Origin of the sequence: Bacillus cereus group sp. N8 (assembly GCF_016483685.1) — a bacterium.
Classification (GTDB): domain Bacteria; phylum Bacillota; class Bacilli; order Bacillales; family Bacillaceae_G; genus Bacillus_A; species Bacillus_A proteolyticus.
Genome location: NZ_JAEHBK010000020.1, coordinates 1 through 23,718 on the forward strand (window position 1 = coordinate 1; position 23,718 = coordinate 23,718).

A 23,718-nucleotide genomic window follows, 5' to 3' on the forward strand; every position below is an offset into this window, starting at 1 on the left:
TTGCGGAAGTAGTTCAGTGGTAGAATACAACCTTGCCAAGGTTGGGGTCGCGGGTTCGAATCCCGTCTTCCGCTCCAATTTTCAATATGACATGCCGGGGTGGCGGAACAGGCAGACGCACAGGACTTAAAATCCTGCGGTGGGTGACCACCGTGCGGGTTCGACCCCCGCCCTCGGCACCATATGCGCCCGTAGCTCAATTGGATAGAGCGTTTGACTACGGATCAAGAGGTTAGGGGTTCGACTCCTCTCGGGCGCGCTTTTATTAACGGGAAGTGGCTCAGCTTGGTAGAGCACCTGGTTTGGGACCAGGGGGTCGCAGGTTCAAATCCTGTCTTCCCGATTTTCCCAAAAACATGGGGCCTTAGCTCAGCTGGGAGAGCGCCTGCCTTGCACGCAGGAGGTCAGCGGTTCGATCCCGCTAGGCTCCACTTATTTTAATATCATTTATGGCGGTGTAGCTCAGCTGGCTAGAGCGTACGGTTCATACCCGTGAGGTCGGGGGTTCGATCCCCTCCGCCGCTACCATAAAGGACCTTTAGCTCAGCTGGTTAGAGCAGACGGCTCATAACCGTCCGGTCGTAGGTTCGAGTCCTACAAGGTCCACCATTAGAAGTTTATATCTCGGAGGTATACCCAAGTTCGGCTGAAGGGATCGGTCTTGAAAACCGACAGGCGGCGAGAGTCGCGCGGGGGTTCGAATCCCTCTACCTCCTCCATTTTTTTAAACAATATAATATCGTCGCGGGGTGGAGCAGTACGGTAGCTCGTCGGGCTCATAACCCGAAGGTCGCAGGTTCAAATCCTGTCCCCGCAACCAATGGTCCCGTGGTGTAGTGGTTAACATGCCTGCCTGTCACGCAGGAGATCGCCGGTTCGACCCCGGTCGGGACCGCCATTTTAATAAGGCTCGGTAGCTCAGTCGGTAGAGCAGAGGACTGAAAATCCTCGTGTCGGCGGTTCGATTCCGTCCCGAGCCACCATTTTTTTTATGCCGGCTTAGCTCAATTGGTAGAGCAACTGACTTGTAATCAGTAGGTTGGGGGTTCAAGTCCTCTAGCCGGCATCATTTAGGGGCATAGTTTAAAGGTAGAACTGAGGTCTCCAAAACCTCCAGTGTGGGTTCGATTCCTACTGCCCCTGTAAAGTATATGGGCCTATAGCTCAGCTGGTTAGAGCGCACGCCTGATAAGCGTGAGGTCGATGGTTCGAGTCCATTTAGGCCCACCATAATTATTCCGCAGTAGCTCAGTGGTAGAGCTATCGGCTGTTAACCGATCGGTCGTAGGTTCGAGTCCTACCTGCGGAGCCATGGCCCGTTGGTCAAGTGGTTAAGACACCGCCCTTTCACGGCGGTAACACGGGTTCGAATCCCGTACGGGTCATAAAAAAAGAGTCAGCAATGTGCTGACTCTTTTTTATTATGTGTATGCCTCTTTTTTATCACCTTATTTTCCTCAAATAAATAAAGGGATTTAGGAAAAGCTATGGTATGTATTAAAAGGAGGAGATAAAAATGACGCGAGTTAGAGACTTTATGAGTACTCATATTGTACATTGTACGCCGTTAGATAATGTATATGAGGCTGCTGTAAAAATGAAGGAAGAATCGGTTGGATTGATTCCTGTTGTTGAAAATGAACAAGTTGTTGGGCTTGTTACCGATCGAGACTTAGTTGTTCGTGGGATTGCTGAAAAACATCCTGGATCTAATAAAATTACAAATATAATGACAACAAACATTGTTTCAGTTTCTCCAGATGATTCGATTGAAAAAGCTACAGAATTAATGGCACAGTATCAAATTAGACGCTTACCAGTAGTTGAGAGTGGGCAACTTGTGGGTATGCTAGCACTAGGTGATTTAGCTATAAGAGAATCGGCTGATGATCAAGCTGGCTTTGCCTTAAGTGAGATCTCGGAGCACATGGAATAAATTATGTATAAAAATCAGATACATCATTCTAGTATATATGGATTAAACTAATATGTTAGCGTGATGTATCTGAGACATTATATAATAAATATAGCGTTAATATATTCGACAGTTTTATTAAAATTTATTATTCCTAATTTTTAATAAGAGGAAAAATGATATACTAATAGATATAAGTATTATGATAAGTTTTGAATATAACGATATTTATTGTTAATGATGTAATAATGGATTAATATTTCCTACGTAGATAAAAAGGAAAGGGGAATTATATGAGGGCTGTACAGGGCGATCCAAATTGGAATTTGGTTACAGATACATATATAGAACCAAACAATTTTGCTGAGTTATTTTCTTTGCTTGTACCTTGTCATCCAAAAGGTGGAGGGAAAGAGCGAACTATATTAGTATGGAAAGAAAAAGAGTTTTATAAAGAAGAAAATTTAGCGGCATTTATCGTATATGGAATGAATAAAGTAAAGGGCTTACCGCAGTTTCATAAAGATGAAATTCCAACTTTAGTACGTATTCTGCGTTTATGTCAAGAGATTGGTTGGTATGAAGAGGCAAATGCTTTTATGATAAGCCAGGGGCTAGATGAATTTGTCCAAACTTCATTGGAATATGAAACATGGGATCTTTTGACGCAAGCGGTTGCTTTAAACTATTTAATTATTAAATATCGTATTGGTGAATTAACAGATGGCGATGTAGAGATTTGGAATCGAGTTAAATTTAGTGAGAAATGTATAACAGATTGTAAGCATCTATTATCTCATAAAGAAGTATTGGAATTTACATTCTTTTATATGTGTAAGCGAGCTAAAATACTATCAAAAGAACAGTTAAATAGTGATATGATGAATCTAGCAATGTATTGTAATACTTTTGTGTATGATTTGTATACACACGACTTATTACGAAAGTATCGTAAGTGTACAGATTTTCTATCATATTATGGACCGAGTCAAGCAGTTTTAGCTTGTCAAAGAGCTGTGCTTTCTCAAATTTCAGACCGGTTAGATCCATTAAAGACAACGCATGTAGATGATTATTTATATGTGATGAAAGAAATGATGGAGCATATGACGATAGGGGTAATGGATCGATATGGTCATTTTATTGGAAAGTTGCTATCATATGTACCATTTTTTGAAATGATTCAAGTTCCACAGCATGCATATTATTGTGAAGAATTACTTTATATTTGTAAGGGCATTGAATACAAAGAAGAAATACTACGCAATTATATATTTATACAATTACATGATTGTTTACCATCCTTCTTTAAACTATTTCTTAAAAATAAGCGTTATGCAACGATTCATGATATTCTTTTCTATTGGTGCGACGATGAACAAAGAATGAGTTTAGAGAAAAAATATAATCTTAGTTTTATTTATGAAAAATATGCTTGTGGTTAAACCGTATTTTACATATTAAAAATTAATATAAATTAAAAAGGATCTCAAGTTTATGTGAGATCCTTTTTTTGTTAGTAAAACAAGGAGAAAGTAACTAAGATAAGAAATAACATTCCATAAAGGAGAAATTGTGCAGTATAACTTCCTTGTATACCAAAAAAAGTATTCATTTTTTCATATAAATTCAGTATATATTTCGTTGGGTTATCTTTGAAAGATTGGTATACAGTGTCTCCTCTTTCTAAGCTTCTTGTTCATGTTCATGTTTTTGGTTATGAGGAACATTAACGTATCTAGCTATGAATAATAAAACACCCATAGAGAATACAGGAAGTATGGTAGATAAATAAAAACCATTACTAATTATATTTGTTATAAGAGCACTCAAAAGAAAAATTGCATTATAAATATGGGCTATTTTTTGTTTTAACCGCATTTGTAATGCTTCCATAATGATTTCTAAGGCAACAAAAGCAATAATGATAGATAAAAATACAGTGTTCGTATTATAAATGATTAAACAACAGATTAAACCTAAAAAGGCCAGGTATTCAATAAAAAGAGGTATATTACGTGGCATACAATTTACCTAACTAAATATGGCAGTGGGTTCACTGCATTTGTTTTTTCAAGATTCCATTCCCCATTATGTAATTCAAAATGGAGATGTTGCCCGTATGAATGACCTGTATTTCCCATATGACCGACTAATTGTCCAGCTCGCACCTGATCCCCAACTTGTACGGCACGATCCTTCATATGAGCATAAACTGTTGTATATAACTTTCCATTTATTTGATGGGCGACGAACACGACATTGCCATAGCTAGCCGAATAATAAGATTTCACAACTTTACCTGCAGCAGCAGCTTGAATAGAGATGTCGCCTTGTGCTGCAATATCTATACCATAATGCATTTGTTCCCAGCGCATATCAAAAGTTGAGCTAATTCTTCCTTGAGTTGGAAATTTGAAAACAGCTGGAATTGATGAAGGTTGAGCTGTTTTAGTTTGTGATTGATTTTGATGTTGCACTATATAATGTTTTGCTACATATCCGTATCCTGTGCCAAAACGAATTTTATACCAAGTACCTACCGTTTCTACTACTTGTACTTGTGTACCATTTTGTAGCGAGCCAAGTAGAGTGCTACTTGTACTAGCCTTGCTACGTACATTTAATTTTGGTGTTGCAACAGTATAAGAAGGTGAACCTTGTACAGTTACACCTTTTACTAGAGGTGTGGATCCATTAGATACAAAGTATTTTTGTACGTACCCAATTTGACCGTTATGTAATATTTTGTACCAATCCCCTTGTTCACCTTGAATGGTAATGAATTGACCATTTGGTAATATATCTAGAATAGAAGACCCTGTATTAGGTTCAGAACGAACGTTTAATGCGTTTGCATTTACGATATATTGATTCTTTGATTGAACATTTTTTTTGAATAGAATTGCATCTTTTTTTATGTAGCCTGTTTTGTTGTTAACAGATACTTTATACCAATCTTGAGTTGTCTCAAGAATAGTAACCGGGCTATTAAATCGAATGTTTTCAATTATTGCACTGTCTGCATGGTTATTTTGATGTAGTGCAACGTTGTCAATTTTTACATATCCAGTTTTTACTTTAGATGGTTGCGTAGCAGCAGCTGTTTGTATATCGGATTCTCCCATAGAAGGAAGTAAAGAAGCAATTGCGATAGTAGTGGCTGTTAAAGCAGTAGTTTTCATATTCATGTAATAAAGACCTCCTCTAGTTGTATAGTTGTAATTTTATTATAGTATAAAGATATAATATATTGGTCGTATTCACATAAATGTAATATGAAATCAATAAAAATAATGTTAGAAGAGAGGTTCGTATATAAATATTGTATATATCATTTGTGGGATCGCATTTATATTTATTTAACACATTATTGTCTAATTAATAATTAAGAAAATTAAAACAGTTGATGATGTCTTATTACGGTGTTATACTGACAGTGATAATTTTATAGTTTGCTAGGAGAGCTGGTGTTGCCAGCTGAGAGTAGGCCGTAAGCCTTTGATCCTTTTCATTACCTGATCTAGATTATGCTAGCGTAGGGAAGCAATTCGGACACTAACAATGAGTCCCCGTTTCTTTGCGTATAGAAACGGGGCTTTTTTATTTGAAAATTTCATATTGAAACCACTAGGGGTGCTTGATGTGCTGAGAGAGGAATAATCCTTAACCCTTACAGACCTGATCTAGGTAATACTAGCGAAGGGAAGTGGACAACGAATAAATGTATAATTTTATTTGCTGTAACCACTTCTTATATAGAAGTGGTTTTTTATTTAGATACGTATATCGGAAGGGGATAGAGAAATGAAATTTTGCGATAGATTATTAGAAACTGTGCAACCTGTTTGGGAGAAAAGTCATAATCATCCGTTTGTAGTAGGTATGGGGGATGGCACGCTAGAAAAAGATAAATTTCAGTATTATATTATTCAAGATTATTTATATTTGTTAGATTATGCAAAGTTATATGCGATTGGTGTTGTAAAAGCAACGAATCCACAAGTAATGGGAAAGTTTGCTGAACAAATTGATGGAATTTTAAATGGAGAAATGACAATCCATAAACAGTATGCAAAAAGACTTGGTATTTCTGTACGAGAGATGGAATCTGCAAAACCATCTGCTAAAAATTTAGCTTATACAAATTACATGATGTCTGTATCTCAAAATGGCACACTTGCGGAATTAATAGCAGCACTTCTACCATGTATGTGGAGTTATTGGGAGATTGGAAAGCGTTTAAACGATATTCCTGGAGCAAGAGATCATGAGTTCTTTGGTGAATGGATTCAAGGATATAGTTCTGAAGAATACGGTAATCTTTGTATTTGGTTAATAGATTTATTAAATGAAATGGCAATTGGAAAGTCAGAGAAAGAGCTAGACCGATTAGAGGAAATTTTCTTATATTCCAGCCGATTTGAATATTTATTCTGGGATATGTCCTATCGTAAGGAGATGTGGGGTTTTGAGGAGCAAGAACATACTACAGTTTCATAATGTTTCTTTTCATTATGATGAGAAACCAATCATCGATGAATTAAATGCTTCTATACAAGAGAAAGAGTTTGTAAGCATTATCGGACCAAGTGGCTGCGGGAAAAGTACTTTATTTCGCCTTATTACGGGGTTAGAAGAAGCAAGTGCTGGACAAATAGAGCTGACAGAAACAAAGAGTCACCCTGTAGGATATATGCCTCAAAAAGATATGCTTTTGCCGTGGAGAACAATTATTGAAAATGCTGCGTTACCTTTAGAGTGCCAAGGTGTGCAGAAGAAAGAAGCGCAAGTAAAAGCGAAAGAACTGTTACATAAATTTGGGTTACAAGGATACGAGGCGAAATATCCGAAAGATTTATCTGGTGGTATGAGACAACGTGTATCTTTTATCCGAACTTTATTAACGGGCGGGGAGATATTATTGTTAGATGAACCGTTTAGCGCATTGGACGCTTTAACGAAGGCATCTTTGCAAGAATGGTTATTTGAACAATGGAAAGAGTGGGAAAAAACAATTTTATTTATCACTCATGATGTTGAAGAGGCGTTGTTTCTTTCTAATCGAATTTTCGTTGTAGAAAATCAACCGATAGCAACTTTAACTGAGCGAATTGTGCCGCTTGATCGTAACCGAACACGAAAGGATTTATATAGGCCTGAAGTATTGGCGCTTAAAGATGAGATCCTTAGTATGTTACAAAGGCAGGTACTTGTATGATGAACCGTTTGAAAGAATTAGTTCCTGCTCTTACACTTTCTAGTATTTTACTCATTATGTGGGAAGTGGGGGCAAGAATTGTAGATGAGATGTACATTTTACCGTCACCGTCTGCAATTGTAATGAAGATTTGGAAACTAAAAGACATATTATTTACGGTTCATTTACCGGCAACGTTATACGTCGTTGTAATAGGTGTTGCTATTTCTATCGTATTAGGTGTGGGGCTAGCAATGTTAATGAATGCGAGTACGTGGATGGAAAGAGCATTTTACCCATTATTAGTAGCTTCACAAACCATCCCGATTACAGCACTTGCGCCCCTATTTGTTTTATGGTTTGGATATACCATTTGGAGTAAGGTTGTTGTTACAGTTTTAATTACGTTTTTCCCTATTGCGGTCAATACGTATGATGGATTACGTAGTACGAAGAAAGAGTGGGAGGAGCTCTTAGTTACGTATGGTGCAACGAAAAAAGATATTTTTCTAAAGCTAAAGTTGCCATCTGCTCTTCCTTACTTTTTCTCAGCGTTAAAAATTGCAGTTCCGCTTAGTGTGATTGGGGCGGCAATTGGAGAATGGCTCGGTGCACAAGCTGGGCTTGGATATTTCAGTAAAAGAATGATGACGCAGTTAGATGGTGCGGGTGTATTTGCACCAATTGTATTGCTATCATTATTAGCTATTTTTTTCGTCATACTTATTTCTATGTTAGAAAAGAAATTCATTAGTTGGAGGAAGCATTCATGAAATTTTTAAAACGCATCTTTGTGTTTACATTATTAGTTGCAATGATTGCAGGGTGCTCGAGTAATTCAGCATCAGATAAGAGTAAAAAAGAGAAAGAAATAACAGTCATGCTTGATTGGTATCCGAATGCGGTGCATAGCTTTATTTATGCCGCAATTGAAAAAGGCTACTTTAAAGAAGAAGGAGTAAAGGTAAATATTAAATTCCCTTCTAATCCGACTGATCCATTAACGTTAGCTGCAGCAGGGAAAGTGACAGTTGGCTTGTATTATCAGCCAGATGTTGTTATGGCCAGAGCAAATGAACAAATTCCAGTGAAATCAATTGGAGCTGTCGTACGTTCACCGTTAAATCATGTCGTATCGCTGAAATCAGCAGGCATTCAATCACCGAAAGATTTAGAAGGCAAAACAGTAGGTTACTCTGGAACGCCTTTAAGTGAAGCGTATTTAAAAACGATGATAAAAGAAGATGGTGGAAATCCTGATACGGTGAAAGTAGTTGATGTCGGGTTTGATTTAGTGCCAGCATTAATTACGAAAAAAGTGGATGCTGTAACAGGGGCATACATTAACCATGAAGTACCTGTTATGCGCCATGAAGGCCATGAACCAGCGTACTTTAATCCAGCTGATTATGGAGTACCGAACTATCATGAACTTGTGTTTGTAACAGGTGATAAAACGTTGAAAAAAGATAAAGAAGCGCTGCAAGCCTTTTTACGCGGGGCGAAAAAAGGGTATGACTTTATGAAGAAAAACCCTGATGAAGCATTAAATATTTTATTAGATCATCAAGAAAAAGAAAACTTCCCACTTGTGCCAGAAGTTGAAAAAGAAAGTATGAAAATTTTATTAGAGAAGATGGAAACGAAAGATGAGCCATTCTTATCAGATTCAAAAGAGTCTTGGGAGAAACAAAATAAATGGTTGAAAGACAAAGGAATGACGAAAGAAATCGTTCCAGCCGATGAACTATTCGAAAACATTTTAAAGTAGGCGAATGAATATGAAAAATGAGCTCCATGTAATCTCAAATGGCCATATGCCATTCGAAGAGTTAGTGAATGTAGCGATGCAAATTGAGAGTGAGATTGATTATTTGCATATTCGTGAGCGTGAGAAAAGTACGAAAGAATTATATGAAGGTGTGGAAAGCCTTTTAAAAAAAGGCTTTCCAGCATCTAAACTTGTTATAAATGACCGAATTGATATTGCTATTTTATTAAATATCCCGCGTGTGCAGCTAGGATATCGAAGTACAGATGTAAGGTCAGTGAAAGAAAAGTTTTCGTATTTGCATGTTGGCTATTCCGTACATTCTTTAGAAGAAGCGATAGAGGCTTTTAAGAATGGGGCTGACTCGCTCATTTATGGTCATGTATTCCCAACAGAGTGCAAAAAAGGTGTGCCAGCGAGAGGGTTAGAAGAAATTTCGGGCATTGCAAAGAGCTTATCGATACCGATTATAGCTATTGGAGGGATTACTCCTGAAAATACAAAGGATGTTCTTGCAAGTGAAGTAAGTGGAATTGCTGTTATGTCTGGAATTGTAAGTAATAGTAACCCGTATAGCAGAGCGAAATCTTATAAGGAATCAATAAGAAAGTGGGCGGGAAAACATGTGTGAGAAGTATGATGTAGCGATTATTGGCGGTGGTGTAATTGGTAGTTCAGTTGCACATTTTCTAGCAGAAAGAGGACATAAAGTAGCAATTATAGAGAAGCAGAGAATTGCATCGGAAGCTTCGAAAGCTGCTGCTGGTTTACTTGGTGTTCAGGCAGAATGGGATGCGTATGATCCGCTATTTGAACTTGCTAGAGAAAGCCGTGCTATATTTCCACAACTTGCAGCAGTTTTACGTGAAAAGACGGGTATTGATATTGGCTATGAGGAAAAAGGGATATATCGCATCGCTCAAAATGAGGATGAGAAAGAGAGAATTCTTCACATTATGGATTGGCAGCAGAAAACAGGTGAAGATTCCTATTTTCTAACGGGAGACCATTTGCGGGAAAAAGAGCCGTTCCTATCCGAGTCAATTATAGGAGCGGTATATTATCCGAAAGATGGGCATGTTATTGCACCAGAGCTTACGAAAGCATTCGCGCATTCTGCATCAATTTCTGGTGCGGATATATATGAACAAACAGAAGTGTTTGATATCCGTATTGAAAATAATAAAGTGACTGGAATTGTGACAAGCGAAGGTGTAATCATATGCGAAAAAGTCGTTATCGCTGGAGGGTCATGGAGTACGAAATTACTACATTATTTCCATAGTGATTGGGGCACGTATCCTGTGAAGGGTGAAGTTGTTGCAGTAAGAAGCAAGAAACTGCTCTTGAAAGCTCCTATTTTCCAAGAACGGTTTTATATTACGCCGAAGCGCGGTGGGCGTTACGTAATTGGAGCAACGATGAAGCCTCATACGTTCAATAAAACTGTGCAACCCGAAAGTATTACTTCTATATTAGAGCGTGCTTATACAATATTACCGGCTTTAAAAGAAGCAGAGTGGGAAAGTACATGGGCAGGATTAAGGCCACAATCGAATCATGAAGCTCCTTATATGGGAGAGCATGAAGAAATAAAAGGTTTATATGCTTGTACGGGCCATTATAGAAACGGCATTTTATTAAGTCCTGTGTCTGGTCAATATATGGCTGATTTAATAGAAGGAAAGCAGGGGAATCACTTGCTAGATTCATTGCTTTCTAAAACGGTTTAGAAAGGGGATGGAAGTTTGAATTTGAAAATTAACGGTAACCAAATCGAAGTGCCAGCGAGTGTGAAGACAGTAGCTGAACTACTTATACATTTAGGGTTAGATAATAGAATTGTTGTTGTAGAGCGTAATAAAGATATTTTACAAAAAGATGATCATAAAGATACATCTGTTTTTGATGGAGACCAAATTGAGATTGTAACTTTCGTAGGAGGCGGTTGATTATGTTAAACATTGGACCATTTTCATTTCATTCTAGACTTTTATTAGGAACAGGGAAATTTCCTGATTTTGATGTACAGCAAAAGGTAATTGACGTTTCTGAAGCTGAAATTTTAACGTTTGCAGTACGTCGTATGGATATATTTGATGCAAAGCAACCTAATTTATTAGAGAAGCTTGATGTGAAAAAATATACGTTATTACCAAATACAGCTGGAGCAAAAAATGCTGAAGAAGCTGTTCGTATTGCAAAATTAGCAAAAGCTTCAGGGCTTTGTGACATGATCAAAGTTGAAGTTATTGGTGATGATAGAACGTTATTACCTGATCCAGTAGAAACGTTAAAGGCATCTGAAATGTTATTAGAAGAAGGGTTTATCGTACTTCCGTACACATCTGATGACGTTGTATTAGCACGTAAATTACAAGAACTAGGTGTGCATGCGATTATGCCAGGAGCATCACCGATTGGATCAGGGCTTGGTATTGTAAATCCATTGAATTTAAGCTTCATTATTGAACAAGCGACAGTACCAGTTATCGTTGATGCCGGTATTGGTAGCCCAGCTGATGCGGCATTTGCAATGGAATTAGGAGCAGATGGTGTGTTATTAAATACGGCTGTATCAGGAGCAAAAGATCCTATTAAAATGGCATACGCAATGAAATTAGGTATTGAGGCAGGACGATTAGGGTTTGAAGCAGGTCGTATTGCACGTAAACGTTGTGCAACAGCAAGTAGTCCTTTAGAAGGAATGAGCGTAGTTGAATAATCGATATTCTCGCCAAGAGCTATTTTCTCCAATTGGGGAAGAAGGGCAACAAAAGATACGAGAAAAGCATGTACTTATTATCGGTGCAGGCGCATTAGGTAGTGCAAACGCAGAGATGTTTGTAAGAGCAGGCGTTGGTCAAGTAACAATTGTTGACCGTGATTATGTCGATTGGAGTAATTTACAAAGACAACAATTGTATGCAGAGAGTGATGTAGAGAATAATCTTCCGAAGGCTGTAGCGGCAAAAAAACGTCTAGAAGAGGTTAATAGTGAAGTAAGAGTAGAAGCTCTCGTTCAAGATGTAACAGCTGAAGAGTTAGAAGAACTCGTTACAAATGTTGATGTAATTATCGATGCGACTGACAATTTCGAAACGCGTTTCATTGTGAATGATATATCACAAAAATATTCTATTCCATGGGTTTACGGGGCATGTGTAGGGAGTTATGGCCTTTCTTACACAATTCTTCCAGATAAAACGCCATGTTTATCTTGTTTATTACAATCGATTCCGCTTGGCGGAGCGACATGTGATACAGCGGGTATTATATCACCTGCTGTATCTCTTGTCGTTTCTCATCAAGTAACGGAAGCTCTTAAACTGTTAGTGGAAGACTATGAATCGCTTCGCGATGGACTTGTGTCGTTTGATGTATGGAAGAATGAATATTCATGTATGAATGTACAAAAACTTCGTAAACACAATTGTCCTTCGTGTGGTGATAATGCGCTATACCCGTATTTAAATAAAGAAAACACTTCAAAAACAGCAGTTTTATGCGGGAGAAATACAGTTCAAATTAGACCACCTCATAAAGAGGAAATGAATTTTGAACAATATAAACAGCTGCTAGAAGGCCGCGTGAATGAGTTAAATGTAAATCCATATTTACTATCTTTCTCTGTTGAAGAAAAGAGGTTAGTTGCCTTCAAAGATGGCCGTGTACTTGTACATGGAACGAAAGATATAAGCGAAGCAAAGACGATTTATCATCGCTATTTTGGATAGAAAAGGATGAGTGAGATGGAAGTGAATAAAGCTTTAACAATTGCAGGATCTGACAGCGGAGGCGGTGCTGGAATTCAGGCGGATTTAAAAACATTCCAAGAGCTTGGTGTGTACGGAATGACAGCTATTACAGCAATTACTGCTCAAAACACGCTTGGCGTTCAAGGGGTATATCCTGTTCCATTAGAAGGTATTACGGAACAGCTGAATTCAATTGGTACGGATTTAACACCAGATGCTGTGAAACTAGGAATGTTATTTAGTAGTGAAATTATTCAAACTGTGGCAGAGCAGATTAAGAAATTTGGCTGGAATAATATTGTGCTAGATCCTGTTATGATTGCAAAAGGCGGAGCATCATTATTACAGCAAGAAGCAGTACAAGCATTAAAAGAATATTTATTACCAGTAGCAACCGTTGTAACACCGAATGTTCCTGAAGCAGAAGTGTTAACTGGGATGGAGATTCATAACGTTGAAGATAGTAAGAAGGCTGCGAAAGTATTGCATGAATTAGGTGCTAAATATGTGCTTATGAAGGGCGGACATGCAGAATATCAAGGGAATGAAGTAATTGATTTACTCTTTGATGGAGAAGAGTTTATTGAATTTAGAAGTGAACGAATTCCTTCGAAACAAACGCACGGAAGCGGGTGTACATTTGCTTCCGCAGTTACAGCTGGACTTGCGAAAGGGTACTCGATTGAAGAGGCGGTTCAAGAGGCAAAACAATTTATTAGTATAGCGATTGAAGAGCCATTGAATATTGGAAGTGGTCATGGACCGACGAATCATTTTGCGTATAAATGGAGTAGAACAAGAGCATAAAGAAGTGAGTTTCGAAAACAATAAAATCCTCTATCCCTTATATTTTATAAGAGGATGGAGGGCTTGGTTTTTTTGAGATGAAAATATAAATAGCAGTAAAATGCACCATTCGAATTTACATTGTAATAAGCAACTAATGGAAGAATACATCATATAAAACACCACTGTGTTCGATAATTTTTTAATCAATATCTAAATATTTATATATTACATTTTACATTGTATAAGTGTAAATTTATAATTTAGATAATTAAGAACAAGTAATTGTCTTAATGAAATAAAAATATATTAAATGGAGGTTTATTATGAAGGTGAAAAAAATGAAGAAATTTATTGTTGGTGCGGCAGCATTAGGGATTATAGGTACTGGCGCTGTTTCAGCACAAGCAATGGGAATACAGCATATTTCTATGGGGTCGGGTGCCACTGTTTATATTCAAGGATATAACGAAGTTGGTAAGAAAGGTACTGGTGCTTATGGTACAAACAAAAATAAGGTAGTTACGGGTGTTAAAGTAACTTTAAAAGAAGGGAAATTTAATGAGTCGGCTAACAATTATTCTAAACGAGGAGGATGGACAAAGGAATTATCAAAAGTCAATAATCCATTCGAAACGGCTTATACAAACTATAGTTGGAGATACTAGTTTAGCCTTCTGCAAAATTATTCCCAACAGTATGTACACTACTGTTGGGAATCGTTTCATTTATAAAGAATAATTTTATTATTAAATAGGATAAAGAAGTGAAGGGTAATGGGGATAATGTCTAAAATAATGAAAAAATCGTGGCTACCTCTTTTTTTTACATTAATTGTATTTGGGACTATTGCTGGCGGAATTTCAATGATTTTATCTGTAGAAGAACAGATGACCAATAACATTAATAAAAATACGTATCGGATTTCTATTAACCAAAATGAAATGGAAACCAGTTTTACAAACCAAGACTTACTATCATGGTTAAATAAACAAACCGATAATTTCATACTTTATAAGAACATACCGCAAGAAGCTAGTCGATTAAGCTTTTCAAATGAAAATACTTCTATATATAGCTTGGAGAAGGGAAAAGCTTATATTAATGTTTGGAACAAAGATGATCAAGTGGTTAAAAATGGTAAAAAGTACTTTTACTTTGATGGTAGGGAGTATGAAGTAATTGGCTATATTGATACTTTTACTAATGTAGTAGCAAATCTTGAGTCGTCGTTAGAAGCAACTCAAAAAGAATTAATAAAGGGAGAGTATTTCTTGGACGCAGGAGGAAATAGTGAGTCCCTTATACAGGATTTATTAACTACTATACAAGAAACAGATAATACAATTACAATCTCTTATGAAAAGGTTAAGCAAACATGGATAAATAATCTATTAAACCAAAAATATGCGCTTTTTATATTTCTTGGAACTAGTGCGATGCTATTTGTATCAGGATTTACTATCGTGCTTTCATGGGTAGAAAAATATAAGCGTGAGATGTTTGTTAGGCGATTATCAGGTGCGGGAGAAACAGGTTTATTATTAAGAGTTTATACTAATATGCTAGTTATTCGAGTAATAGGGATCTTGATTGGAAGCTCGATAACATTTCTTATTACGGATGTTTTAAACCTATTACCGTATAATACTGTATTTCGTTTGGAATCAATTGTTGTAGGTATCATACTATTCTTTCTGATGGATATATTTTACACATTCCCGATGTTATTTATCAATCAAAGGAAGCAATTAATCAAGATAATGAGGTAGGAAGATGTCAACTCAATTAAAATATGCTCTTGAAGATATTTGGAGGAAAAAGCTTTATTTTATTTTGTTTTTTACTCAGATTATGATTATCACATTGTTAATTACGGAATGTTTTTCTTTAATGTATAAGAAGCAAGATGCGTTTAACTATTTATCTAAGGCATTTAATATTTCTAATGTTTATTATGTATCACTTGCAGAAAAAGAAAAGTATATAGGTGGCGAATATGAAGAAAGTATTATGAAAGATTTATATACATATGTCAATGAAAGTCAGAAGTATACAATTTTTTCTGATATTGAAGATTATATAGAAATAAAGAGTATTCCAAAAAATTCTCTTTCCGTTGAAATAGAGCAAGGACAAACTAAGGTTCAAGCCTATAAAAGTTTAGCTATTTCACATAGTTTTATAGATGTTTTTGATTTAGCTTTATCAAAGGGCGAGTTTTTTGCTTCCAATTGGGGGTATACGAGTAACGAGAGTATACCAGTTGTACTGGGGCATTCTTATCAAAAGTTTATGAATATCAATGATGAGTTTGTTAATATAGATAATTTGAAATATAAGGTTGTTGGTTTTTTACAAGAAGGACAAAGTTTCGTTGATATATCATCAGGCAAAGGTGTTATAGAGTTAGATGAAACGGTATTAATACCAATGGACGCTACAAAATTTGATGATATGTATGTGAATGGAAATTATGATTATGAAACCTATCTTAATAATGCAACAATAATAGCAAAGAATAAAGAGGATATAACAGAGCTTAGAAATATTACAGAAAAATCACGACTATATAATTATAACTTCAATAATATAGTTGGCGTCTCAAAGTATATGGAGATGTCTACCAAAAAATCTGTAGGTGTATTTCTGTTTATATCAATATGGGTAATTATTTTTGCTTTTTCATTAGTTATTATTAATACATTAGAATTTGTTAGAAAAAATTTAAGAGAATTTAGTATTCATATTTTTTGTGGTGGAGATAGGTCGGATATTGCATTAAGGATTTTTTTACAAATATTTATTGTTTGGGTCCTTTCTTCTATTACTTCTGTTCTAGTGTCCAATCAACCTTTCAGAATATTGGGGGTTTCGGGAGCGATCTTATTTCTTTGTTTAATAACATGTATTCCTAGCTTTATTAAACTTTTTAGTTTACAGATAAGTGACATATTAAGGAGAAAAGAATAAATGATTGAGCTGAATAATATTTCAAAAGTTTATAATAAGTCGAAGGCCAATGAAGTGAAAGTTCTTCAAAATATTGACTTGAAAATAGAAAAAAGTAGTATGTTAGCGATTATGGGTCCGTCAGGTTCAGGGAAATCTACATTATTGAATATATTTGGTTGCCTAGATATCCCGAGTATGGGTACTTATAAGTTGTATAATCAAGAATTGCAATCTTTAAATCGAAGGAAATTAGCTACTATACGAAATGAGTACTTTGGTTTTGTTGTACAAGATTTTGCACTTATTGAGGACTACACTGTTATGAAAAATGTTGAAATTCCAATTCTATATAGTAAGGACAAAACTAATAAAAAAGAAAGAGTGCTATCAATACTTGAAAGGCTTGGTATGAAGGAAAAGGCATCTGAATATGCATATAATTTATCAGGTGGACAACGGCAACGTGTGGCAATTGCACGAGCATTGATTAACAATCCAGATATTATTTTAGCTGATGAACCAACTGGAGCGTTGGATCAAAGAACAGGTCAGCAAGTTTTAGATATTTTTAAAAGTATACATCAAGAACAGAAAAAAACTATTTTAATTGTAACCCATGATGATAGGGTTGCGAAACAGTGTGATGGAATAATAAATATAGTAGATGGAAAGGTTTACTAAAAAATATTAACTGGCAAGTTTTTATAAATTTTTTTAAGGTGGAAGGGGATGATGGATAATGAAGGAAAATGGGTTATATGAACCTAAAAAAAGAATACAAGGAAGTTGGATTCTACCCTTAATAATAGTTATATTGATTCTCTTGCTACGCCACTTTATATTTACTCCTGTAGTAGTTGAGGGAAGCTCAATGATGTCAACTCTTCAGGACGGAGATAGAATGGTAGCGAGTAAAATTGGATACAAACTAAATGGTCTAGAACGATTTGATATTTCCGTATTCAAGCATAAAGATGGAGCGAATTATATAAAACGTATTATTGGCCTTCCAGGGGATTATGTTGAATATAAAAATGACCAGTTATATATAAATGGTAAAAAATATAGTGAGGCTTATTTGGAGAGTCAAAAGAAAGATTTGGCAAGGGGGGAGTTACTTACTGAAGACTTTAATATAAAAACATTGCCATCAACCCTTAGTCCTATAGTTCCAGAGGGGCATTATTTTGTATTAGGAGACAATCGCCGTGGTAGTAAAGATAGTCGCGATATTGGTTTTATACCGGCAAATAATATTATTGGAAAAGCAAACGTTGTTTATTGGCCTTTGAATGAGATGAAAATTGTTAAATAAAAAACACGGGTTAATAAACTGGACGGTAAGCTACGCTATAGGCTAACCGCTATCGTAGGATTAAAAAATAAATAAAATTAGTTTGTTTACCTATTGTGTTTCTCTTGCTACACTTGCAAAAAAATTAAAGGAAGAATATTTTTGAGTTTTTTTGCAAGTGTAGTTTAGATTGTGAGTATATAATATTCTTGAAGCTATATGCATGCTTTTTGATGTGCAATTTCTTAAACTTGGTTATAAGTTATTAAAATTTTATTAAACTTCCTCAATTTATCTATCACGCTGTGAACAAAATTTTTTTGAAATTATATATTATATCGTTATAATAAAATTCGATGTATTTAGAGGCGGATATTACCTTACATGCAGAATTGTTGTAAGTTTATATTCGCGGGATAAATTTTGAAAGAAAGAGAGAGTAAATGTTAAGTACACCTAATATGGGTGCTTATATACATTTGCTTTTTTGTATATAAAATATCATTTCTGTGAAAAAAAGAAATGATAAGAAAACAGATGAACGGGTATTAAAAATACATATTATAAGCGTTTAAATAATGAGATATTTTCTTATTCTAGGTAATTTACTTCTTTACAAGTGAAATATAGAGGCGTATATTTACTCTCATAAATCATTCATTAAATTTCCAAAAAATCCTAAAATCGCTGAATTCCAGAAATGGAGCGGGGGAACCAATTTGTGCGTCGTCACTAGGGGTGAATCTTTCAGTTTTGAAAGTAGGGCTACTCTCAAAGCCCGAATCCGACAGCTAACTTCGTAAGCGTCTTGAGAGAGGACGGTGCCATGATGGATACTTCCCTTCATCGGTCCGATTAGTATAGGGGAATATCAATCTATATTTGAGTTCTTTTATGCTAAGGAGGATGAGGTACATGGAACTAACACTTATTTGTGTTGGAGAAGAAAATAAGATAAAGAGTTTAAGAGAGCTAGTAGCATTTCAGCATGAGTTAATTATTTTTACAGCAAATGAGGAGATAGCAGCTGAAGTCAGGGGCTATGGATTTGAATCAGCTTATAGCTGTAATAAGGAGCAGGATTTTACTAGTATTTGCGAGTGTATTAAGAAGGTGATTCTGCTAGGGGATGAGCTTCAAATAGTTAGCTTTTTCGCAGAACGTATTCGCTTTTCTTTCCAAGCGCCTATTACTGTTGTTACAAGAAATAAACGATATCCAGCGAGGCTCTATGAAACGATTGGGGCTAAATTCGTGGTGTTTACAAATTGTGATAACATTTCTTTTTTATTTTTTGAATAGGGCGGAGGAGAGTGAATATGAAGGTGTTGCTACTAGGAGATATAGCGAATCGTTGGGCGGTATCGATAGAGAGAGTTGAAAAATTGATCCAGATTGATCCTCTTTTTCCAGGGCCATATATTATATTGCCATCGAAAGACGCTTTATATTTAAAAACAGATGTTATCGAATATGAGCAGCTACATGCAGAATTGTCACAAGTTTATATTCGCGGGAGAAATTTACGTGCTTTTTTACGAGGGGAATAAATAGTGAATGAAAAAAGAGTGAATGCTGAGTGCAACAAGCTATGCACTTCATGTAATTCGCTCTTTTTATTTCGTATTTAAAAGATCATTTCTGTGAAAAAGAAAGAAAAGACGAGAAAACAGATGAAAGAATATTAATAATACCTAATGTAAGCGTTTAAATAGATGGATATTTTCTTATTTTCAGTAATTTAACCCTTTACAAGTTAAATTTAGAGGAGTATATTTACTCTCATAAATCATTCATGAAATTTCCAAAAAAAACCTAAAATCGCTGAGTTCCAGAAATGGAGCGGGGGAACCAATTTTGTGCATCGTCACTTGGGGTGAATCTTTCAATTTTGAAAGTAGGGCTACTCTTTAGGCCCGAATCCGACAGCTAACCTCGTAAGCGTTTAGAGAGGAGGTTTACTTTGTGTTGTTCATTTCGAACACTAAGTAGAGCTTAGTGTTCTTTTTTCGATAAAGATATGGTAAATTTTAACAAAAAAGTGAGGGGTAATTATGTTAGATGTTGTAATGATCGGAATTTTTGTTGTATTAGTAGCATCGATGGCAAGTCTTGCAAGTTGGTCAGATAAAGTTGTGAAAGAAGGGAAGCAATCATGATGATTGCCTTATCGGTTATTGTTGCAGCGATTACGGTGTACTTAGTGTACGCATTATTAAATCCAGAAAAGTTTTAATTAGGGGGAATCATTCATTATGATTTGGGTTGCAGTTGTTATTACAATGCTCTTGTTTATTTTAGTAGCAAAGCCAACGGGGATTTATTTAGAAAAAGCTTTTCAAGGTAGCAAAACGCTAGATAAAGTATTCGGGCCTTTTGAAAAACTTATTTTTAAAATTACGGGTGTAAAAGAATACAATCAAACGTGGAAACAGTATGCATTATCATTAGTGTTACTTAATGGATTTATGATTGTGGTCGTATATTTCATTTTCAGATTACAAGGTGTGCTGCCGCTAAATCCAGCGCATATTGAGGGAATGGAGCCTACGCTTGCTTTTAATACAGCAATTAGTTTTATGGCTGATACAAATTTACAGCATTATAGCGGTGAAAATGGTTTGTCTTATTTATCACAATTAATTGGGATTACATTTTTAATGTTTGCGGCACCAGCAACGACATTAGCGCTCGTTATGGCTTTCATAAGAGGACTTGCTGGAAAAGAACTCGGTAACTTTTTCGTAGATTTTACGAGAGCATTAACGAGAGTGTTTCTTCCTATCGCATTTATAGCAGCGTTAGTCTTCGTCGCACTTGGCGTACCGCAAACGTTAGACGGGGCAGTTACAGCACAAACGATTGATGGGGCAAAACAAAGTATTTTACGTGGTCCAGTTGCATCATTCGTTTCCATTAAGGAACTTGGAAATAACGGCGGAGGATTTTTCGGGGCAAACTCTACACATCCTTTCGAAAATCCAGGACAAATGAGTAATATTTTGCAAATGATGCTTATGATGTTATTGCCAACAGCACTTCCATTTACGTATGGAAGAATGGTAGGAAATAAAAAACAAGGCCGCATCCTTTTCGTGTCACTATTTATGGTGTTTTTACTAGGATTTATAACGATTACGACATCTGAATTACATGGAAATCCAGCGTTAAATGGAATGGGTATCGAACATGTACAAGGAAGTACAGAAGGAAAAGAAGTCCGATTTGGAACAGTATTTTCTTCCCTTTATGCGACAGTAACGACAGCTGCTGAAACTGGGGCTGTTAATACAATGCATGATACGTTAACACCAATTGGTGGTCTAGTTCCACTCGTAAATATGATGTTAAATACAGTATACGGCGGCGTTGGAGCAGGTTTTGTAAACATTATTATGTATGCCATTATTGCAGTCTTTATATCTGGGTTAATGGTTGGACGGACACCAGAGTTTTTAGGTAAGAAAATTGAAGGTAAGGAAATGAAATTGATTGCGGTAACGATTTTATTTCATCCATTGCTTATTTTAGGATTTTCAGCATTAGCTCTTTCAACAAGCTTAGGAACGGATGCAATCTCTCATTCCGGTTTCCACGGTTTAACGCAAGTTGTATATGAATACACATCGTCAGCTGCGAATAACGGATCTGGATTTGAAGGCTTAGCAGATAATACACCGTTTTGGAATATTACGACTGGTTTAGTTATGTTTTTAGGACGCTATTTTAGTTTAATTACGATGCTAGCTGTGGCAGCTTCATTGAAAGAGAAGACGGTAGTACCAGAAACAGTCGGAACGTTCCGTACGGATAATGGTTTATTTGGAGGAATCTTTATTGGAACGATTGTAATTGTTGGTGCATTAACATTTTTCCCGATGTTAGTACTTGGCCCAATTGCAGAATTTCTTACATTGAAGTAATGGAGGGTAAATGATGAGACCGGTAGTAGTAAAAGAAAAACAAGTGAACGAGTCACAAATACATGTTGTAGAAGATGAGGTTAGAAAAGCGAAAACGATGGATCGTGATATTGTGAAACATGCGATGAAACAATCCTTTGCGAAATTGAATCCGAAAGTAATGATAAAGAATCCCATTATGTTCGTTGTGGAAATTGGATTTATCATTACGTTCATTTTATCTTTTCTCCCAAGTCGTTCTAGTAGTGTACCAGGATGGTTTAATATAACAGTTTCTCTCATTCTATTATTTACAGTTTTATTTGCTAACTTTGCAGAAGCGCTAGCTGAAGGTCGTGGTAAAGCGCAAGCCGATTCTTTAAAACAATCGAAGAAAGATGTGTTTGCAAATGTTGTAAAAGAAAATGGAGATATTGTTCAAGTTTCAGCAACTGATCTGAGAAAAGGTGACGTTGTTATTGTAAAACAAGGAGAAATGATTCCAAATGATGGTGAAGTAATTAAAGGTTTAGCGTCTGTCGATGAATCTGCAATTACAGGGGAATCAGCTCCTGTAATAAAAGAGGCGGGTGGCGATTTTTGTTCAGTAACAGGCGGTACGATGGTCGTAAGTGATGAGATTACAATTGTAATTACGAGTAACCCTGGCGAATCATTTATTGATAAAATGATTTCTTTAGTAGAAGGAGCTGCTCGTCAAAAGACGCCGAATGAGATTGCTTTAAATACAGTATTAACGAGTTTAACGCTTATTTTCTTAATCGTTGTTGTAACGTTGCCGATTTTTACAAATTATTTAGGGTTTCAAATTGATACAGCTGTACTTGTAGCATTGTTAGTTTGTTTAATTCCAACGACAATTGGTGGATTATTATCAGCGATTGGTATTGCTGGGATGGACCGCGTGACAAAGTTCAATGTGTTAGCGATGTCGGGTAAAGCAGTAGAAGCTGCGGGCGATATTAATACAATTATTTTAGATAAAACAGGTACGATTACTTTTGGGAACCGGATGGCACATACACTGCTTCCTGTAGGAAATGAAACGATTGAGCAAGTAGGGAAATGGGCTGCAATTAGCTCAGTTTTAGACGAAACACCAGAAGGTCGATCTGTTATAGAATATGTACAAACGAAATCTATATCATATAATAGAGAACTTGCCGAACAAGGTGAATTTGTTCCGTTTAAAGCAGAAACGAGAATGAGTGGTGTGGATTTAAAAGACGGAACGAAAGTGAGAAAAGGTGCTGTAGGTAGCGTGATTGAATGGGTTAGGTCGCAAGGCGGAACGATTCCGAAAGATGTGAATCAAAAAGCAGATTTTATTTCAAAAGAGGGTGGGACACCACTTGTAGTTGCAGTAGATAATCGTATTTATGGTTTAATCTATTTAAAGGATACAGTAAAGCCTGGTATGCGTGAACGTTTTGAACAGTTGCGCCAAATGGGGATTAAAACGGTTATGTGTACTGGTGATAATCCATTAACAGCAGCAACAATTGCAAAAGAAGCAGGGGTAGATGAATTCGTTGCCGAGTGTAAACCAGAAGATAAAATTGCAGTTATTAAGGCAGAGCAAGATAAAGGGAAACTTGTAGCGATGACGGGTGATGGTACAAATGATGCTCCGGCATTAGCGCAGGCTGACGTTGGATTAGCGATGAATAGTGGTACGACAGCTGCGAAAGAAGCAGCGAATATGATTGATTTAGATTCGAACCCGACAAAAATTATTGAGGTTGTAGGAATTGGTAAGCAATTGTTAATGACTCGTGGTGCGTTAACGACGTTTAGTATTGCGAATGACATCGCGAAATATTTCGCGATCATTCCAGCGATGTTTACACTTGCGATTCCGCAAATGGAAGCATTAAACATTATGAAATTAACATCACCGCTTTCAGCAATCTTATCAGCATTAATATTTAATGCAGTTATTATTCCGTTACTCATTCCGCTAGCTATGAAAGGTATCGCATATAAACCGATGAGTTCGAATGCACTACTTAGCCGAAACTTACTCATTTATGGGCTTGGCGGAGTTATCGTTCCGTTCATTGGAATTAAAGTAATTGATATGATTGTCGGCTTGTTCATATAAGGAAGAGGGGAA

25 protein-coding genes, 16 tRNA genes and 4 riboswitches are annotated in these 23,718 nt (G+C 36.3%); of the genes, 39 read left to right on the forward strand and 2 right to left on the reverse strand.

Annotation, left to right across the window (positions count from 1 at the left end):
• Positions 1–2: 2 nt before the first annotated feature.
• The 18 genes from JDS80_RS22285 to JDS80_RS22370 all read left to right on the forward strand — a co-directional run bounded on the left by JDS80_RS22285 (position 3) and on the right by JDS80_RS22370 (position 3,360).
• Positions 3–77: transfer RNA gene (locus JDS80_RS22285), tRNA-Gly, on the forward strand.
• A 16-nt stretch (positions 78–93) separates the two neighbouring features.
• A tRNA-Leu gene (locus JDS80_RS22290) sits at positions 94–182 on the forward strand.
• A gap of 3 nt (positions 183–185) precedes the next feature.
• A tRNA-Arg gene (locus JDS80_RS22295) sits at positions 186–259 on the forward strand.
• A 10-nt stretch (positions 260–269) separates the two neighbouring features.
• Positions 270–343, forward strand: a tRNA-Pro gene (locus JDS80_RS22300).
• Between the two features lie 15 nt (positions 344–358).
• Positions 359–431: transfer RNA gene (locus JDS80_RS22305), tRNA-Ala, on the forward strand.
• Between the two features lie 20 nt (positions 432–451).
• Positions 452–528, forward strand: a tRNA-Met gene (locus tag JDS80_RS22310).
• A 4-nt stretch (positions 529–532) separates the two neighbouring features.
• Positions 533–609 (forward strand) — tRNA-Ile (locus tag JDS80_RS22315).
• A gap of 17 nt (positions 610–626) precedes the next feature.
• Positions 627–719: transfer RNA gene (locus JDS80_RS22320), tRNA-Ser, on the forward strand.
• A 24-nt stretch (positions 720–743) separates the two neighbouring features.
• Positions 744–820 (forward strand) — tRNA-Met (locus tag JDS80_RS22325).
• 2 nt (positions 821–822) lie between these two features.
• Positions 823–898 (forward strand) — tRNA-Asp (locus JDS80_RS22330).
• Between the two features lie 9 nt (positions 899–907).
• Positions 908–983, forward strand: a tRNA-Phe gene (locus JDS80_RS22335).
• A 10-nt stretch (positions 984–993) separates the two neighbouring features.
• Positions 994–1,066 (forward strand) — tRNA-Thr (locus JDS80_RS22340).
• Between the two features lie 6 nt (positions 1,067–1,072).
• Positions 1,073–1,143: transfer RNA gene (locus JDS80_RS22345), tRNA-Trp, on the forward strand.
• Positions 1,144–1,153: 10 nt separating this feature from the next.
• A tRNA-Ile gene (locus JDS80_RS22350) sits at positions 1,154–1,230 on the forward strand.
• A 7-nt stretch (positions 1,231–1,237) separates the two neighbouring features.
• Positions 1,238–1,312 (forward strand) — tRNA-Asn (locus tag JDS80_RS22355).
• Between the two features lies 1 nt (position 1,313).
• Positions 1,314–1,385, forward strand: a tRNA-Glu gene (locus tag JDS80_RS22360).
• 131 nt (positions 1,386–1,516) lie between these two features.
• Positions 1,517–1,936, forward strand: coding sequence for a CBS domain-containing protein (locus JDS80_RS22365; protein WP_071747759.1), 420 nt, complete (start codon positions 1,517–1,519; stop codon positions 1,934–1,936).
• Between the two features lie 272 nt (positions 1,937–2,208).
• Positions 2,209–3,360, forward strand: coding sequence for a DUF3965 domain-containing protein (locus JDS80_RS22370; protein ID WP_071747760.1), 1,152 nt, complete (start codon positions 2,209–2,211; stop codon positions 3,358–3,360).
• A gap of 241 nt (positions 3,361–3,601) precedes the next feature.
• On the opposite strand, the gene JDS80_RS22375 is transcribed toward JDS80_RS22370, so the two are convergent.
• Entirely contained in the window at positions 3,602–3,940 is a 339-nt protein-coding gene (locus tag JDS80_RS22375) for a hypothetical protein (protein WP_199639993.1), read from the reverse strand.
• 5 nt (positions 3,941–3,945) lie between these two features.
• Positions 3,946–5,106 carry an SH3 domain-containing protein gene (locus JDS80_RS22380; RefSeq protein WP_199639994.1) on the reverse strand — a complete coding sequence of 387 codons (1,161 nt, stop codon included), beginning with the start codon at positions 5,104–5,106 and terminating at the stop codon, positions 3,946–3,948.
• 259 nt (positions 5,107–5,365) lie between these two features.
• A riboswitch (TPP riboswitch) is annotated at positions 5,366–5,477 on the forward strand.
• Between the two features lie 60 nt (positions 5,478–5,537).
• Positions 5,538–5,640: riboswitch (TPP riboswitch) on the forward strand.
• A gap of 82 nt (positions 5,641–5,722) precedes the next feature.
• On the opposite strand from JDS80_RS22380, the gene tenA reads away from it, so the two are divergent.
• From tenA to kdpB, 21 genes are all read left to right on the forward strand, one after another.
• Positions 5,723–6,418: a thiaminase II gene (gene tenA, locus JDS80_RS22385; RefSeq protein WP_071747763.1), complete on the forward strand. Its 696-nt coding sequence runs from the start codon at positions 5,723–5,725 to the stop codon at positions 6,416–6,418.
• On the forward strand, positions 6,387–7,136 hold the full coding sequence (locus JDS80_RS22390; protein ID WP_071771205.1) for an ABC transporter ATP-binding protein: 750 nt from the start codon (positions 6,387–6,389) through the stop codon (positions 7,134–7,136). Before tenA ends, JDS80_RS22390 begins: the two co-directional genes overlap by 32 nt.
• Entirely contained in the window at positions 7,136–7,888 is a 753-nt protein-coding gene (locus JDS80_RS22395; protein WP_199640030.1) for an ABC transporter permease, read from the forward strand. Before JDS80_RS22390 ends, JDS80_RS22395 begins: the two co-directional genes overlap by 1 nt.
• Complete coding sequence (locus tag JDS80_RS22400; protein ID WP_002201728.1) at positions 7,885–8,886, forward strand: ABC transporter substrate-binding protein; 1,002 nt, start codon at positions 7,885–7,887, stop codon at positions 8,884–8,886. Before JDS80_RS22395 ends, JDS80_RS22400 begins: the two co-directional genes overlap by 4 nt.
• Positions 8,887–8,896: 10 nt before the next feature.
• Positions 8,897–9,517, forward strand: a complete 621-nt coding sequence (gene tenI / locus JDS80_RS22405) for a thiazole tautomerase TenI (RefSeq protein WP_199639995.1) — start codon at positions 8,897–8,899, stop codon at positions 9,515–9,517.
• Positions 9,510–10,619, forward strand: a complete 1,110-nt coding sequence (thiO, locus tag JDS80_RS22410; RefSeq protein WP_199639996.1) for a glycine oxidase ThiO — start codon at positions 9,510–9,512, stop codon at positions 10,617–10,619. Before tenI ends, thiO begins: the two co-directional genes overlap by 8 nt.
• A 15-nt stretch (positions 10,620–10,634) precedes the next feature.
• A complete protein-coding gene (gene thiS, locus JDS80_RS22415; protein ID WP_199639997.1) occupies positions 10,635–10,838 on the forward strand; it encodes a sulfur carrier protein ThiS in 204 nt (67 codons plus the stop codon).
• A gap of 2 nt (positions 10,839–10,840) precedes the next feature.
• Positions 10,841–11,611 carry a thiazole synthase gene (gene thiG / locus JDS80_RS22420; protein WP_199639998.1) on the forward strand — a complete coding sequence of 257 codons (771 nt, stop codon included), beginning with the start codon at positions 10,841–10,843 and terminating at the stop codon, positions 11,609–11,611.
• Positions 11,604–12,623 carry a thiazole biosynthesis adenylyltransferase ThiF gene (gene thiF, locus JDS80_RS22425; RefSeq protein WP_071747769.1) on the forward strand — a complete coding sequence of 340 codons (1,020 nt, stop codon included), beginning with the start codon at positions 11,604–11,606 and terminating at the stop codon, positions 12,621–12,623. The genes thiG and thiF overlap by 8 nt, the downstream gene beginning before the upstream one ends.
• Positions 12,624–12,638: 15 nt before the next feature.
• On the forward strand, positions 12,639–13,451 hold the full coding sequence (gene thiD / locus JDS80_RS22430) for a bifunctional hydroxymethylpyrimidine kinase/phosphomethylpyrimidine kinase (RefSeq protein ID WP_199639999.1): 813 nt from the start codon (positions 12,639–12,641) through the stop codon (positions 13,449–13,451).
• A gap of 305 nt (positions 13,452–13,756) precedes the next feature.
• Positions 13,757–14,098: a hypothetical protein gene (locus JDS80_RS22435; RefSeq protein WP_199640000.1), complete on the forward strand. Its 342-nt coding sequence runs from the start codon at positions 13,757–13,759 to the stop codon at positions 14,096–14,098.
• 117 nt (positions 14,099–14,215) lie between these two features.
• Positions 14,216–15,202 carry an ABC transporter permease gene (locus JDS80_RS22440; protein ID WP_199640001.1) on the forward strand — a complete coding sequence of 329 codons (987 nt, stop codon included), beginning with the start codon at positions 14,216–14,218 and terminating at the stop codon, positions 15,200–15,202.
• A gap of 4 nt (positions 15,203–15,206) precedes the next feature.
• A complete protein-coding gene (locus JDS80_RS22445; protein WP_199640002.1) occupies positions 15,207–16,403 on the forward strand; it encodes an ABC transporter permease in 1,197 nt (398 codons plus the stop codon).
• Entirely contained in the window at positions 16,404–17,066 is a 663-nt protein-coding gene (locus JDS80_RS22450; protein WP_199640003.1) for an ABC transporter ATP-binding protein, read from the forward strand.
• A gap of 58 nt (positions 17,067–17,124) precedes the next feature.
• Positions 17,125–17,700, forward strand: a complete 576-nt coding sequence (gene lepB, locus JDS80_RS22455; RefSeq protein WP_199640004.1) for a signal peptidase I — start codon at positions 17,125–17,127, stop codon at positions 17,698–17,700.
• A gap of 654 nt (positions 17,701–18,354) precedes the next feature.
• A riboswitch (cyclic di-AMP (ydaO/yuaA leader) is annotated at positions 18,355–18,501 on the forward strand.
• Positions 18,502–18,594: 93 nt separating this feature from the next.
• Positions 18,595–18,981, forward strand: coding sequence for a hypothetical protein (locus JDS80_RS22460; RefSeq protein WP_199640005.1), 387 nt, complete (start codon positions 18,595–18,597; stop codon positions 18,979–18,981).
• 17 nt (positions 18,982–18,998) lie between these two features.
• Positions 18,999–19,229 (forward strand): hypothetical protein, encoded by a 231-nt coding sequence (locus tag JDS80_RS22465; protein ID WP_199640006.1) that lies wholly within the window; start codon positions 18,999–19,001, stop codon positions 19,227–19,229.
• Between the two features lie 262 nt (positions 19,230–19,491).
• Positions 19,492–19,637, forward strand: a riboswitch (cyclic di-AMP (ydaO/yuaA leader).
• Positions 19,638–19,733: 96 nt separating this feature from the next.
• Positions 19,734–19,838 carry a SipW-dependent-type signal peptide-containing protein gene (locus tag JDS80_RS22470; RefSeq protein WP_000887889.1) on the forward strand — a complete coding sequence of 35 codons (105 nt, stop codon included), beginning with the start codon at positions 19,734–19,736 and terminating at the stop codon, positions 19,836–19,838.
• A complete protein-coding gene (kdpF, locus tag JDS80_RS22475; RefSeq protein ID WP_000972378.1) occupies positions 19,835–19,915 on the forward strand; it encodes a K(+)-transporting ATPase subunit F in 81 nt (26 codons plus the stop codon). The genes JDS80_RS22470 and kdpF overlap by 4 nt, the downstream gene beginning before the upstream one ends.
• A gap of 19 nt (positions 19,916–19,934) precedes the next feature.
• Positions 19,935–21,602 (forward strand): potassium-transporting ATPase subunit KdpA, encoded by a 1,668-nt coding sequence (kdpA, locus tag JDS80_RS22480; RefSeq protein WP_071771198.1) that lies wholly within the window; start codon positions 19,935–19,937, stop codon positions 21,600–21,602.
• Positions 21,603–21,615: 13 nt separating this feature from the next.
• Positions 21,616–23,706 carry a potassium-transporting ATPase subunit KdpB gene (gene kdpB, locus JDS80_RS22485; RefSeq protein ID WP_199640007.1) on the forward strand — a complete coding sequence of 697 codons (2,091 nt, stop codon included), beginning with the start codon at positions 21,616–21,618 and terminating at the stop codon, positions 23,704–23,706.
• Positions 23,707–23,718 lie beyond the last annotated feature (12 nt).

What these genes read in the sequence shown, in the direction of transcription:
- JDS80_RS22365 (WP_071747759.1), top strand. Translation starts at nt 1,517, where the DNA reads ATGACGCGAGTTAGAGACTTTATGAGTACTCATATTGTACATTGTACG.
- JDS80_RS22435 (WP_199640000.1), top strand. Translation starts at nt 13,757, where the DNA reads ATGAAGGTGAAAAAAATGAAGAAATTTATTGTTGGTGCGGCAGCATTA.
- JDS80_RS22400 (WP_002201728.1), top strand. Translation starts at nt 7,885, where the DNA reads ATGAAATTTTTAAAACGCATCTTTGTGTTTACATTATTAGTTGCAATG.
- JDS80_RS22375 (WP_199639993.1), bottom strand. Translation starts at nt 3,940, where the DNA reads ATGCCACGTAATATACCTCTTTTTATTGAATACCTGGCCTTTTTAGGT.
- JDS80_RS22445 (WP_199640002.1), top strand. Translation starts at nt 15,207, where the DNA reads ATGTCAACTCAATTAAAATATGCTCTTGAAGATATTTGGAGGAAAAAG.
- JDS80_RS22465 (WP_199640006.1), top strand. Translation starts at nt 18,999, where the DNA reads ATGAAGGTGTTGCTACTAGGAGATATAGCGAATCGTTGGGCGGTATCG.
- JDS80_RS22440 (WP_199640001.1), top strand. Translation starts at nt 14,216, where the DNA reads ATGTCTAAAATAATGAAAAAATCGTGGCTACCTCTTTTTTTTACATTA.
- kdpA (WP_071771198.1), top strand. Translation starts at nt 19,935, where the DNA reads ATGATTTGGGTTGCAGTTGTTATTACAATGCTCTTGTTTATTTTAGTA.
- kdpB (WP_199640007.1), top strand. Translation starts at nt 21,616, where the DNA reads ATGAGACCGGTAGTAGTAAAAGAAAAACAAGTGAACGAGTCACAAATA.
- thiG (WP_199639998.1), top strand. Translation starts at nt 10,841, where the DNA reads ATGTTAAACATTGGACCATTTTCATTTCATTCTAGACTTTTATTAGGA.
- JDS80_RS22370 (WP_071747760.1), top strand. Translation starts at nt 2,209, where the DNA reads ATGAGGGCTGTACAGGGCGATCCAAATTGGAATTTGGTTACAGATACA.
- JDS80_RS22450 (WP_199640003.1), top strand. Translation starts at nt 16,404, where the DNA reads ATGATTGAGCTGAATAATATTTCAAAAGTTTATAATAAGTCGAAGGCC.
- JDS80_RS22470 (WP_000887889.1), top strand. Translation starts at nt 19,734, where the DNA reads ATGTTAGATGTTGTAATGATCGGAATTTTTGTTGTATTAGTAGCATCG.
- thiD (WP_199639999.1), top strand. Translation starts at nt 12,639, where the DNA reads ATGGAAGTGAATAAAGCTTTAACAATTGCAGGATCTGACAGCGGAGGC.
- JDS80_RS22380 (WP_199639994.1), bottom strand. Translation starts at nt 5,106, where the DNA reads ATGAATATGAAAACTACTGCTTTAACAGCCACTACTATCGCAATTGCT.
- lepB (WP_199640004.1), top strand. Translation starts at nt 17,125, where the DNA reads ATGAAGGAAAATGGGTTATATGAACCTAAAAAAAGAATACAAGGAAGT.
- JDS80_RS22395 (WP_199640030.1), top strand. Translation starts at nt 7,136, where the DNA reads ATGAACCGTTTGAAAGAATTAGTTCCTGCTCTTACACTTTCTAGTATT.
- kdpF (WP_000972378.1), top strand. Translation starts at nt 19,835, where the DNA reads ATGATGATTGCCTTATCGGTTATTGTTGCAGCGATTACGGTGTACTTA.
- JDS80_RS22460 (WP_199640005.1), top strand. Translation starts at nt 18,595, where the DNA reads ATGGAACTAACACTTATTTGTGTTGGAGAAGAAAATAAGATAAAGAGT.
- tenA (WP_071747763.1), top strand. Translation starts at nt 5,723, where the DNA reads ATGAAATTTTGCGATAGATTATTAGAAACTGTGCAACCTGTTTGGGAG.
- thiO (WP_199639996.1), top strand. Translation starts at nt 9,510, where the DNA reads ATGTGTGAGAAGTATGATGTAGCGATTATTGGCGGTGGTGTAATTGGT.
- tenI (WP_199639995.1), top strand. Translation starts at nt 8,897, where the DNA reads ATGAAAAATGAGCTCCATGTAATCTCAAATGGCCATATGCCATTCGAA.